We start from the raw sequence: 12973 nt of genomic DNA, 5'->3' as shown, positions 1-12973 counted from the left end.
CTGGGCACCAAACACATAAAAAGCCGTTGCATTCGCAACGGCTTTTTTGTTTTGCGGCGCAACTTGAGGCCCCTCCCCCGCCAAGGCTCGGGCCCTGCACCCAGCCGCTCTGTCGCAGCACCCACCAAAAACAACGCGCCTTCGCAGCCATGCCCGAAGGCATGCACGCGAAGGCGCGCCATGCAAGCGCACGGGGCCGCAGCCCCGCACCCTCTTGCTTGCTACTTGCGCAGCAGGTTCTTCAGCACGTTCTGCAGGCGGCGGGCCGTGGCCGCATCGCTGGCGCTGGCCAGCACGCGGGCGGCATCCTGACCCCAGGTCTGGTCGGGTGCCGGGTCATTGCGGCGCGTGAGCAGTTGCAGTTGCAGCAGGCGGCGTGCAGAGATGTGCTCGGCCGGCGTAGGAACTTCGGCCGCCATCTCCAGGCGCAACAGGGCTTCGGCGGCATCGCCCTTGGGCGCGGCCGTCAGGGCCTGCGTCCAGGCCGTGCGCACGGCCGGCGTCACGCGGCCACCCAGGTCCTGCGTGCTCGGCACCTGCGCCGCATCGCGCTTTTCCCAGGCCGACAGCAGTTGCGTGAGCGCCTCGCCATGGGCCTGCGCCGCCAGTTTCTTGAGCGCCAGCTGGGCATGCTCCATGGCGTCGCGCTGGGCGCGGAAGGCCGTGTCACCCAGGCGCGGGCCACGGTCTTCATAGGCTGGGCGGTCACCGAAGCGGCCACCGCGGTCACCGCCACGATCTGCACCGCGATCGCCAGGACGGCCATCGCGCGGGCCACCACGGCCTGCTGCATCACCACGGCCGCCATCGCGGCGCTCGCCAGGGCGTCCACCACGGCCTGGGGCCGCAGGCGCATCCTTCTTCATGCCGGGGCGGTCGTCGCCACGCACGGCCACCACGGGGCGGACAGGCTTGGGCGGGGCTGCCGGGGCTGCGGCAGGAGCAGCGGCCGCTTCGCCACCCTCTTCGGCCGCGGGCGCCTCGCCATCGCCGGCTGCAGGGGCGGCCTCATCGGCCTGCGCCACCGACGCGGCAGCACTTTGCTCGCTCTTCTGCGCGGAGGCAGCCGCCTCGGCGGCCTGGGCCTGGCCGCGCAAGGCGGCTTCCAGCGCCTGCACGGCAGCGCGGATCTGCTGCGCATCGCCCGTGGCGTTGGCGGCTTCCAGGGCCGTGGAGGCGTCGAGAACCACGCGGTCGCGCGCGCTCAGCTCGGTCACGGCCTTTTCGCGGTCGGCCGACTTGCGGTTGAAGGCTTCGTCGATGGGCTTGCGGAATGCGTCCCACAGCTTCTGCTCATGCTTGCGGTCCAGTGGCACAGTCTGTGCCTCGGCCTGCCAGCGCTGCTGCAGCGCCTTGACGGCGTCGATGCGCAGCGCAGGCGCAGCACCCAGCGCCACGGCCTCGTCGATCATTGCGTGGCGGCGGGCCAGGCTGTCCTTCTGGGCGGCTTCGAGCGGGGCCGCAGCGCCGGCGATGGCCTGCTTCCACAGCGGCTGCAGCTCGGCAAAGATCTTCTCGCCCACATGGCCGCCTTCGCGCCAGCGGTCGCCAAACTGGTACAGCGCACGGTTGATGGCCTTCCAGTCGCCCGAGGTGGCATGCTCCTGCGTCCAGGCCTTGACCTCTTCGATCAGCGCCAGGCGCTGGGCCTTGTGCTCGGCGGCATCGGCGCGAATCTTGTCGAGCCAGGCCTCCACGACCTTGTGCGCGGCATTGCAGGCCTCGTCGAATTTCTTCCACAGGCCGTGGTTGGGCGCACCGCCCTGGTCGGACTGCTTCCATTGCTCGCGCAGCGCGCGCAGGGTTTCCTGCATCTTGCGGCCACCCAGGGCCTGGCCCTCGGGGCGGTTGAGCAGGCCTTCGGCCTTGGCCACGAGGTCCTCGCGCACCTGGTCGGCGCCCCAGCGCTGCCAGCCTTCGAGCTCGCCGGCAGCCACCAGGGCGGTGTGCACCTGCTGCTCCAGCGCGGCATCGATGTGCTTGCCGTGGTTCTTGAGCACGGCGCGCAGCGCGGCAGCAGCGCCGGCGCTGGCCTTGCCATGGCCTTCGGCGGTTTCCTTCTCGAGCACCACCAGGGCGTCGCGCACGGCCTGCACAGCCTTGTCGCGCACTTCGGGGTCGACCTTGGGCTTGTTCGGCGCGCGGGCCGGCTTGGCCGCAGCACCCGGCGCAGCCGCCGCTGCGGCGGCGGCCGCCTCGGTGGGCAGGCCACGGGCCACGCGCAATTCGTCAGCCCACACGGGCACGGGCGGCAGGGGGGCATTGGCGTCTTCCGCGGCCGCCGCGGCCTGGGCCACGGCCGGCTGGAAGGCGTCCCACACCACCAGCAGCTGCGTGCGCGAGGCATCGAGCAGCGGCGGGAAGCGCGCCTCCACGCTGGCCCAGCTGGCATCACCGGTCAGCTCCTGGGCCTGCTCCTGCCAGCGGGCCACGTCGGCGCGCAGCAGCTCCAGCGCCGCATGCGCGTCGCGCCAGGGCTTGGTGGAGAGCACTTCGATGCGCTGCGCAAGCAGCACGGCGGCCTCGCGCTGCACCTGCACGCGGTGCTGCAGGTCTTCGATGACCTTCACCCGGTCGGCGACCTGCACCTTGAGCAGGGACAGCGGCTCGCGCGACAGCGGGGCGCCGGCCTTGGCCGCGTCGCGCTGCCATGCCAGGGCATCAGCGATGTTGAGCTTGGGCGCAGCCAGCAGGGCCTGGGCCTTTTCGGCCCATTCGGCGGCAATGGCTTCCTGGCCCTTGGCACGGCGGATCTCGTCGAGGCGTTCGCGCACGGCACGGGCGGCGCCCTTGTCGCGGCCGCTCAGCTCCTTGAACACTTCCTGCAATTGCTCTTGCGCCGGCTGCGTGGCCAGCCAGTCGCGGATGCGGGAGGCGCGCTCGCCCGAGGTGGCGGCAGAGAAGGCGCCGCCGGTCAGTGCATCCAGGGGATGCGCCTCTTGGGTCTTGGCCGGGGCCGGATTCACTTCAGGTGCGTCGGACATTTTGTTGCGGGAAAAAAATGGAAACATGGATCCAATGGATTACGAACGGCCATCCCTGCATCCGGGCGGACGCGCAAGGCCACCGGGGCTCGCGCCGACCCAAAGCAGGTACATGGCAGAAAACGGGCTATTTTCACCGGGTTCGTGCAGGCGGGCCACCAGCCGTCCTGGCCATGAATTCCTCTGGGGAGTCCTCTGTCCAGGGCCACCCGGTGCGCGGGCATCTGCACCCTGCTTCGCAGGGTTGCGGTGTCTCAGAGGGGCCTGTGCCCACTCTGGGAATTGCCCCCATTATCTATATATATGCGGCAAGGGCCCATTCAATGCCTTGAGGCAGTTCAATGCAGGACCATCGGGGCTCGCTGGCAGGCACTGCGCAGGCGCCTGCGACGGCCTGCGCGCACGCGCTGGAACCGCGGCACGAAGCCAGGCGCCCGCCCACAAACGAGAAAGCCCGGGGGACTTTCCGAAGTGGACAGTCTCCCGGGCTTGACGGCTGACACAACGGTCTTTGCCATCGTTTCGCAAGGCGGAGATGAAGGTCCACCATGCGAGGAGGCAAGGTATTGCCTCCAGGGGGTGCCGTGGAAGTTGCATCTGCTGCACCGCGGCACTGAATGCCCATCGGCGGGAGAGTTCGCTTCGTCTGGCGATGCCTGAAATCAACAGGCCACTGAACCTTACCAAAGTCGGCAGCCGACCTCAACCCGGTTTTGCAATGACGCGGTAAAAGCCGATTGAATTTGACACATGGACGTCACCGGCCTGTGATCGGCCGGGCCCCCGCTTCGGGCGAAAAACAGCAAAACCCTGTGTTTTCTAACAGATTTTTCATTCCATTTTAATCTAACGATTGATGTTGTTAGTATTGACTAGGTATTTGGTGACCTCCTAGAATCCGCCAGCCTCAAAAATGGCTAGTAAAAACCCCAACCCGCTGCCGAACCCGGCTAAGTCAACTCACGGCCCTTCTTGCTTTTTGCAGGCCCTGAAATTGATGGCGTACCAATCCAGGTGATACGCCTGATCCTGCCAACCACCCGTGGTGGCAGGGCCTCAGGGAAGCGCCCCAGAAAGGAAGAGCTATGACAGCGTCAGGAAAAATCGTCTCCGGCGTGCGAACTTTCGCAGCCGATGTGACCGAAGGTTTTCTTGAAATCACCCACAGCAGCTTCGCCCTCATCGGGCTGACCGTTGCATTCGTCGTTATCGCATTGACCGCCCGGCCCGACCTGCGCCAGGCCGGAGAAGAAAGGCTCATGAACTGGCTGCAGGCGCGCCAGGTCGCCGTGCTGGGCATGCCCATCGAACCCGAAGCGAGCGAGCGCGCCACCGCCGGCAACCCCAAGGACCTGCCCAAGGAACAGGCAGCCGTGGCGTTCTGGCTGAGCAAGAAGTACCGCGTGGCCCCCGAGCCGCTCGCCGTGCTGGTGGCCGAGGCCTATGAACTCGGCGCCCGCAACAAGCTCGACCCGACCCTGATCCTGGCGATCATGGCCATCGAGTCGAACTTCAATCCGTTCGCGCAAAGCGCCGTCGGAGCCCAGGGCCTGATGCAGGTGATGACGACCGTGCACACCGAGAAGTACCAGAACTTCGGCGGCCACTTCGCGGCCTTCGACCCCGTGACCAACCTGCGCGTGGGCGTGAAGGTGCTGCAGGAATGCATCGCCCGCGCCGGCTCGCTCGAAGGCGGCCTGCGCTACTACGTGGGCGCAGCCAACCTGCCCGACGACGGCGGCTACACCGCCAAGGTGCTGGCCGAGCACTTCCGCCTGCGCCAGGTGGCCGGCGGTCGCGCCCTGCCGACCAACCCGCCACCGACCCTGTCCACGCAGGCGCCGGTGCAATCGGTTCCGGCCTCGGCCAAGCTGCCGGCCTCCGCCTCGCCCGCCAACAGTGGCAGCGACAAGGTGGCCCTGCTCTCGCAGCCATCCTGATGAGCGCACGGCCGCGGGCCGCCCTGCTGGAGCGGCAGCGCTGCCTGGGATACACTACGCAGGTACGCAACTGGCGATAGGCGCAGCCCCGCAACCGGGCTGCCGCTGACGTGGAAACCGACAAGGGCTTGCCTCTTGTGAACCACTGGGGAGCGTGCCGCACGGGTGTCATGCCCGCCGCGTTCAGCCGTTCGCCTGGGCAGCCCTTGTTTCAAGGGACACAAGTTCATAGGACTGCCACACCATGTACGACCGCAATATTCTTGTCGAACAAGCCGACCCCGAACTCTTTGCCGCCATCACGGCCGAGAACGCCCGCCAAGAGCACCACATCGAGCTGATCGCCAGCGAGAACTACGCCTCCCCCGCCGTGATGTGGGCCCAGGGCACCCAGCTGACCAACAAGTACGCCGAAGGCTACCCCGGCAAGCGCTACTACGGTGGCTGCGAGCACGTGGACGTGGCCGAGCAGCTGGCCATCGACCGCGTCAAGAAGATCTTCGGCGCCGATGCCGCCAACGTGCAGCCGCATTGCGGTGCCTCGGCCAATGAGGCCGTGTTCCTGGCCTTCCTCAAGCCCGGCGACACCATCATGGGCATGAGCCTGGCCGAAGGCGGCCACCTGACGCACGGCATGCCGCTGAACATGTCGGGCAAGTGGTTCAACGTGGTCTCCTACGGCCTCGACGCCAATGAAGTGCTGGACTACGACGCCATGGAGAAGAAGGCGCACGAGACCAAGCCCAAGCTCATCATCGCCGGTGCCTCGGCCTACAGCCTGCACATCGACTTTGCACGCTTTGCCAAGGTGGCCAAGGACGTGGGCGCGATCTTCATGGTGGACATGGCCCACTACGCCGGCCTGATCGCCGCGGGCGTGTACCCCAACCCCGTGCCCCATGCCGACGTGGTCACCAGCACCACGCACAAGAGCCTGCGCGGCCCGCGCGGCGGCATCATCCTGATGAAGGCCGAGCACGAGAAGGCCATCAACAGCGCCATCTTCCCCGGCCTGCAAGGCGGCCCGCTGATGCACGTGATCGCGGCCAAGGCCGTGGCCTTCAAGGAAGCACTGCAACCCGACTTCAAGGCCTACCAGGAGCAGGTGATCAAGAACGCCCAGGTCGTGGCCGAAACGCTGACCGCCCGCGGCCTGCGCATCGTCTCCGGCGGCACGCAAAGCCACGTGATGCTGGTCGACCTGCGCGCCAAGGGCATCACCGGCAAGGAAGCCGAGGCCGTGCTGGGCTCCGCCCACATGACCATCAACAAGAACGCCATCCCCAACGACCCTGAAAAGCCGATGGTGACCAGCGGCGTGCGCATCGGCACCCCGGCGATGACCACGCGCGGCTTCAAAGAAGAAGAAGCGCGCATCACCGCCAACCTGATCGCCGACGTGCTGGACAACCCGCGCGACGAGGCCAACATCGCCGCCGTGCGTGCCAAGGTCAATGCGCTGACGGCCCGCTTCCCGGTCTACGGCTGATCCGGCCCCGCCATGAAGTGCCCTTTTTGCAGCCACCAGGAAACGCAGGTCGTCGAAACCCGGGTGTCTGAAGAAGGGGACTTCATCCGCCGCCGGCGCCAGTGCGGTGCCTGCGACAAGCGCTTTACCACCTACGAGCGGCCGGAAGTGAACTTCCCGGCCATCGTCAAGAAGGACGGCCGGCGCATCGAGTACGAGCGCGGCAAGCTGCTCGGCTCGTTCAACCTGGCGCTGCGCAAGCGCCCCGTGAGCACCACGCAGATCGACAGCGCCATCGAGCGCATCGAGGAAAAGCTGCTCAACCTGGGCCAGCGCGAAGTGCTCTCCAGCCGCATCGGCGAACTGGTGATGCGCGAGCTCAAGAAGCTCGACAAGATCGCCTACATCCGCTTTGCCAGCGTGTACCGCAGCTTCGAGGACATCGACGACTTCCGCGCCATGGTCGACGAAGTCCGCAAGTAGCACGCAGCCTGCAGACTTTGCCGGGCTGCATGACAATGCACCAGTGAAGACCCGCCATTTTTTGCAGCTGGTGCTGCTGTCTGCCCTGTGGGGCGCCTCCTTCCTTTTCATCCGTGTCGCGAGCCCCGTGCTCGGGCCCAATGTCATGGCCGCGCTGCGCATCGGCCTGGCCACGCTCACGCTGATGTTCATCATGCGCGTGGCCGGCGAGCGCTGGCCCTGGCACCACTGGCGGGAGCTGCTCGGTCTCGGTGCGCTCACGGTGGCCATCCCCTTCCTGCTGTACTCCTGGGCGGCGCTGTACCTGCCCGCGGGCTACAGCTCGCTGCTGAACACCATGGCCGTGCCGTTCAGCGTGATCGCCGCAGCCTGGCTCAAGGAGGACACGCTGAGTGCGCGCAAGTGGCTGGGCTGCCTCTGCGGCTTTGCCGGCGTGGCGCTCATCGTGCAGCTGGGCCCGGTCACGCCCACACCCGCCCTGATCATTGCCGCCCTGGCGTGCATGACGGCATCGGCCTGCTACGGCGTCTCCACCCCCTGGATGAAGCGCGCCACCACGCGCATGCCGCCGCTGGCGATTGCGGCCGGCATCCACGGCACGGCCCTGGTCATGCTGCTGCCTGGCGCGGCGTGGAGCCTGCCCGAGGCACGGTTCACGCCCACGGCCCTGGCCGCCGTGGCCGTCATGGGCATCGTCACCTCGGGCCTGGCCTACTGGCTCAACCTGCGCGTGCTCAGCCAGGTCTCGCCCGTGGCGGCCATGAGCAGTGCCTTCATGATCCCGCTGTTCGGGGTGGCCTGGGGCCACCTGTTCCTGGGCGAGGCCCTGGGCCCGGGCATGCTCTGGGGCGGCCTGCTGGTGCTGGTGGCCACAGGGCTGGTGACGGGCTTTAACCCGCTGCGCTGGCTGGGCGCCAGCGTGTCGCGCTCGTAGGCGATCACCTACAGGCCTGTTCGCCCGGGTCCGGGGCAGCAAAGGGCGCTGGCTGCCGACAATGAAGGCATGGACCCGCAGCCGCAGCCGACCGTCGCCACCGCCCTCCCCACCCACCGTGCCCCGCTGCAGCCCGAGCAGCCGCCACCCCAGCATGCCTGGCAGTTCTTTCGCGCCGGCGGCGTGGACCAGGTCATCATCCAGAGCGGCGAGGACATCGCCCACCTGGCCGAGCTGGACCAGAAACTCTGGGTAGCCCTGGCCTGCCCCACCCGCGGCATCGAGTTCGACGAGCGCACGCTGGACCTGATCGACACCGACAAGGATGGCCGCATCCGCCCGCCCGAACTGCTGGCGGCCTGCGCCTGGGCCTGCGCGCAGCTGCGCAGCGCGGACGAGCTGGCACGCCCCGGCGACACGTTGGAGATCAGCGCCATCGACGACGGCACAGAAGAAGGCGCCGCGCTGGCCGCGGAGGCCAGGCGCCTGTTGGCCATGGCCGGCCGGCCCGAGGCCACGGCGATTGCGCTGGCCGACGTGCTCGAACGCAGCCAGCAGCTCAGTGGCATGCGTTTCAACGGCGACGGCATCATCACCGTGGACACCGCGGGCAAGGACGACAGCGTGGCCCGCGAGGCCATCGCCCACATCATCACCACCCACGGCAGCATTCCGCCCGCCACCGACAAGCAGTTGCCCGGCATCGACCGCCAGCGTGCCGAGGCGTTCTTTGCAGAACTTGGGCAGCTCAGGACCTGGGCCGCCCAGGCGCGCGGCGCCACCACCGGCCTGGCCCTGGGCGACCGCACGCTGGCCGCCACCGAGGCCATGAACACCGTGGCGGCCAAGGTGGAGGACTTCTTTGCCCGCACCCGCCTGGCCGCCTACGATCCGCGTGCCGCCACAGCACTGAACCCCTCGCTCGACGGCTACAGCGCCATGGCGGGCCAGGACCTGGGCCTGGCCTCGCCAGCCATCACCACCCTGCCCCTGGCCCCCATCACCCCCGGGGGCACCCTGCCCCTGCGGCACGGCGTGAACCCGGCCTGGGCCAAGGCCCTGCGCAACTTCCGCGAGCGCACGGTGGAGTCCCTGCTGGCGCGCAGCAACGCCGAAAGCCTCACGCAGGACGAATGGCAACTGATCCAGAAATCGCTGGCCCCCTGCCAGCAATGGCTGGCCGACCGCCCCGCCACCCGCCTCGACACGCTGGACGAAGACGTGCGCGAGGCCTTGCTCGCGGGTGATGCCGAGCAGCGCGTGATGGCCCTGATCGGCGAAGACGAAGCCGAGCAGGCCCACAACGAGCAGGCCCTGGGGCTGGAGAAACTGCTGCGTTTCAAGCGCGACCTGCTGGAGCTGCTCAACAATTTTGTCTCGTTCTCGGCCTTCTACCAGCGCCGGGGCGCCATCTTCCAGGCCGGCACCCTGTACCTGGATGCGCGCAGCTGCGACCTGGTGGTGCAGGTGCCCGACGCTGCGCGCCACGCCAAGCTGGCCGGCCTGGCCAAGACCTACCTGGCCTACTGCGACTGCACGCGCAAGGGCCAGAAGATGGGCATCGTGGCGGCCTTCACCGCGGGCGACGTGGATTTCCTCTTCGTGGGCCGCAATGGCGTGTTCTACGACCGCGATGGCAAGGACTGGGATGCGACCATCACCCGCATCATCGAGAACCCCACGAGCATCCGCCAGGCCTTCTTCTCGCCCTACAAGAAGTTCGTGCGCATGGTCGAGGAGCAGGTGGCCAAGCGTGCATCGGCCAGCGATGCGCGCGCGCAGAAGTCACTGGGCACGGCCGCCAGCACCCTGGCCAGCACCGATCTCAAGACGGTGGGCACCAACGCCAGCAGCGTGACCGTGCCCGGTACCCCGCGCCGCACCGACGTGGGCACGGTGGCGGCCATCGGCGTGGCGCTGGGCAGCATCAGCGCGGTGCTGGTGGGCATCTTCGGCAAGTTCGTGGACCTGGGGGTGTGGATCCCCCTGGCCCTCATCGGCATCGTGCTCGCGATCTCGGGGCCGAGCATGCTGATCGCCTGGCTCAAGCTGCGTCAGCGTAGCCTGGGGCCGATCCTGGATGCCAGTGGCTGGGCGATCAATGGGCGCATGCGGGTGAACACGCGGTTGGGCGGTTCCCTGTCGCAGGTGGCCAAGGTGCCGGCCAATGCACGGCGCATGCTCGATGATCCGTTTGCGGAGTCCCAAAGCCCTGTGTGGGTGGCTCTGGGCGTGTTGGTTGCAGTGGTTGTGGTGGTGTTTGTGGCTTGGCGGGCGCATTGGCTGGATCGGTGGGTGCCGCAGGTGACGGTGACACCGCCTGTCGCGGCACCGGCGGCTGGGGCCAGTGATGTGACGCCGGCTGCTTCGGCGGCTTCGCCTGCGCGTTGAGTTCAGCACTTCTGTTGCCTCTTGTGCCTGGGTTGAGGGCGGAGGCCGGGATGTGCGCCCGGCGGCGCACCTTCTTTCTTTTGCGTCGCCAAAAGAAAGAAGGCAAAGAAAAGGCGACCCCCAGTCTGCGTCCCTTCGCTTCGCTACGGGCAACCTGCGATGCTCGTTCCTGGGGTGGCGTCGCAGAACTCGCTGCGTTCTTCGAACTCCGCTCAAACAGCTGCGACGAGCTAGACAACGAAGTGCGTGTGTCCTTCGGCACACGCACCCACCCCAGGCCCTGCGCTTCTCGGCGCAGCCAGCAGGGGTGGGGGAGCGGGGTCCACACGGCTGCTGCTGTCGCAGCTACGCCGTGTGTCGGTTACGCGCTGCGCGCTGCCGACGCGCTGGGTGATCGCTCTGGCGAACCGAGCGTAGCGAAGGACCACAGGCCGAGAGAAGCAATGGCCCGTATGGAGCCCGCTTCCACCCCCTTCTGACCGTGCCGAGAAGCGCAGGGCCTGGGGTGAGCGCGTGCCGAAGGACACGCGCATCGTGAACTGACTCACCGCGGTTGTTTGAGCGGAGTTGCCTCGCAGAGGCAACGCAGCGAGTTCCGCGGTGCACCCCAGGACCGAGCATCGCAGGCTGCCCCCAGCGCCCGACAGGGCGATGGGGGACACGGGCAGCGGGGTCGCCTTTTCTTTGCCTTCTTTCTTTTGGCGACGCAAAAGAAAGAAGGTGCGCCGCCGGGCGCACATCCCGGCCTCCGAACTCAGCAGAGGCACGCAGCAACCACTCCAGAGCTCAGCCCCGCACCGCCCCCCGAAGCAAATCCGCCACCTTCATCCTCTCCAACCCCGCACAGCTCCAGAACGACCCCAGACTCTCCACCCGCTCCAACAGCAACTTCTCCACCAGCGGCTCGGCCGAAGTAGCCAAAGGATCCACCAGCAGCAGGTACCGCGGCTCAGCCACATCCGCCGCATCGGGGTCGCTGGTGGCATCGTTGATCTGCCCGACCCAATCGAGAGACAGCAGCGCATCGAGCACAGGCTCGAGCTGCAGCACGTCGAGCCGCAGCAACAGCGCCAGCTCGCTCGCACGCAAGCCCTTTTGCGCATGGCGCCGCGCCAGGTACAGCTCCTGCAGCACTTCCACCGCGAGCTGGAAGTTCCAGCCCGCCACGGTGCCACGCCGGGCCACGCCGGCCAGCAGGCTGGGCAGGTAGGCGGTCACCACCGCACCCAGCAGCACGATGACCCAGGCCACATAGATCCAGACCAGCAGGATGGGCAGGGTGGCGAACGCGCCGTACACCACCGAATAGGTCGGCACATTGCTCAGGTAGATCGCCAGCACCCGCTTGGCCAGCTCGATGCAGACCGACACGAACAGGCCGCCGGCCCAGGCGTGGCGCCATTTCACGGGGGTGTTGGGCACGTAGTGGTACAGCGCCGCCATGCAGCCGGCCAGCACGAAGAACTGGATCGAATCGAACAGCAGCTGCACGCCGCTGGGCAGCGCCTTCACCAGCCCGCCCGATGCCGACATGACGTACGAGGTGACGGCCAGGCTCACGCCCAGCAGCAGCGGGCCCAGGGTGATCACGGCCCAGTAGATCAGCACGCGCTGGCCCAGGGGGCGCAGGCGGCGCACGCGCCAGATGTCGTTGAGCGTGCGGTCCATGGTGAGGATCAGGGCCAGCGCCGTGGCCAGCAGGATGCTGAAGCCCGCCACCCCCAGGCTGCTGGCCTTGGCCGCGAACTGGGTGAGGTAGCCCAGCACCTGGCGCGAGATGCTGTCGGGCACCAGGCTGTCGACCAGCCAGCGCTGCAGCACGTCCTGCACCTTGCCGAAGATGGGGAACGCGGTGAACACTGCCAGCGCCACCACGAAGAAGGGCACCAGCGCCAGCGTGGTCGTGAAGGTCAGGCTGCTGGCCGTCAGGCCCAGGTGGTCTTCGCGAAAGCGCTCGCGCAGGGTCAGGGCCGTCGTTTTCCAGGGGAAATGCGACAGCTGCGTGATCAGCGCTTCGATGCGCAAGGCTACAGTCTGCAAGGTCAAGGGCATGGCCGATATGATCCTAGGCCCGGAAGAGGACCACAGGGTGGTGTGGGAACGCTGCATCGCAGGGATGCGAAAAGCGCATCCAGCACGCATTGTGGCCCCAAGCGCGGCACAGACCAGCAGCGAAAATGGGCGGCCGCAGCCCCCTTCTTTTCCCTGCGCTGCACCGCCCTGCCCACTGTTCGTTACCTGACCTGCCACCGATGACCGCACCCCTCCCCGTCTCCGACCACGCCATCGCCGCCACCCGCTGGGCCGCCACCGGCAGCGTGATGGCGCTGATCGTGCTGTGCCTGGCCTGGGAGCTGGTGCTGGCCCCCGTGCGCCCCGGCGGCTCGTGGATCGCCCTGAAGGCGCTGCCGCTGTGCATTCCGCTGGCCGGCCTGCTCAAGAACCGCATGTACACCTACCGCTGGGTGAGCCTGGTGATCTGGCTGTACTTCACCGAAGGCGTGGTGCGCGGCTGGGGTGACAAGCCGCCCTCGCAGTGGCTGGCCTGGGCCGAGGTGCTGCTGTGCCTGGTGCTTTTCACGGCCTGCACGCTGCACGTGCGGCTGCGCCAGCGCAACGCCAAGGCCATGGCAGCCGCCAGAGAATCACAGGAAGGGCAGCAGGCGCTGTCCTCACCCGCCGCCTGACACGGTACAAGCCCCACCCGACAATCCACCATCACGCTGCAATCAATGCCCTGGCGCCAGCCCCGGCAGCAGCCCTGACCGCTGTA

Annotated in this window: 8 protein-coding genes and 1 riboswitch; of the genes, 6 read left to right on the top strand and 2 right to left on the bottom strand. The window is 67.7% G+C overall.

The genetic code is table 11. The features are described 5' to 3' along the window. Positions 1-221: 221 nt before the first annotated feature. Complete coding sequence (locus tag AC07PF_RS24295) at positions 222-3011, bottom strand: DUF349 domain-containing protein (RefSeq protein ID WP_494613571.1); 2790 nt, start codon at positions 3009-3011, stop codon at positions 222-224. Between the two features lie 1058 nt (positions 3012-4069). On the opposite strand from AC07PF_RS24295, the gene AC07PF_RS24290 reads away from it, so the two are divergent. From AC07PF_RS24290 to AC07PF_RS24270, 5 genes are all read left to right on the top strand, one after another. Further along, the gene (locus AC07PF_RS24290; protein ID WP_007856649.1) at positions 4070-4924 is read left to right on the top strand and encodes a lytic transglycosylase domain-containing protein; all 855 of its coding nucleotides are present in this window, start codon (positions 4070-4072) and stop codon (positions 4922-4924) included. Positions 4925-4980: 56 nt separating this feature from the next. Next, positions 4981-5132: riboswitch (ZMP/ZTP riboswitch) on the top strand. A gap of 36 nt (positions 5133-5168) precedes the next feature. Beyond that, positions 5169-6413 carry a serine hydroxymethyltransferase gene (gene glyA / locus AC07PF_RS24285; RefSeq protein WP_007856648.1) on the top strand — a complete coding sequence of 415 codons (1245 nt, stop codon included), beginning with the start codon at positions 5169-5171 and terminating at the stop codon, positions 6411-6413. Between the two features lie 12 nt (positions 6414-6425). Further along, complete coding sequence (gene nrdR / locus AC07PF_RS24280) at positions 6426-6875, top strand: transcriptional regulator NrdR (protein ID WP_007856647.1); 450 nt, start codon at positions 6426-6428, stop codon at positions 6873-6875. Between the two features lie 43 nt (positions 6876-6918). Then, positions 6919-7809, top strand: coding sequence for a DMT family transporter (locus AC07PF_RS24275; protein WP_494613570.1), 891 nt, complete (start codon positions 6919-6921; stop codon positions 7807-7809). Positions 7810-7878: 69 nt separating this feature from the next. Continuing rightward, positions 7879-10200 carry a hypothetical protein gene (locus AC07PF_RS24270; protein ID WP_494613569.1) on the top strand — a complete coding sequence of 774 codons (2322 nt, stop codon included), beginning with the start codon at positions 7879-7881 and terminating at the stop codon, positions 10198-10200. Positions 10201-10986: 786 nt separating this feature from the next. Here AC07PF_RS24270 and AC07PF_RS24265 read toward each other — a convergent pair. Next, the gene (locus tag AC07PF_RS24265; RefSeq protein WP_494609995.1) at positions 10987-12252 is read right to left on the bottom strand and encodes a YihY family inner membrane protein; all 1266 of its coding nucleotides are present in this window, start codon (positions 12250-12252) and stop codon (positions 10987-10989) included. 200 nt (positions 12253-12452) lie between these two features. Between AC07PF_RS24265 and AC07PF_RS24260 the strand changes: the two genes are divergently transcribed. Beyond that, positions 12453-12887: a DUF2069 domain-containing protein gene (locus tag AC07PF_RS24260; protein WP_494613568.1), complete on the top strand. Its 435-nt coding sequence runs from the start codon at positions 12453-12455 to the stop codon at positions 12885-12887. Positions 12888-12973: the final 86 nt, after the last annotated feature.

Source organism: Acidovorax sp. GW821-FHT10A04, assembly GCF_059415825.1.
Note: the sequence above shows the minus strand (reverse complement) of the source record. Positions and strands in the feature narration are given on the sequence as shown.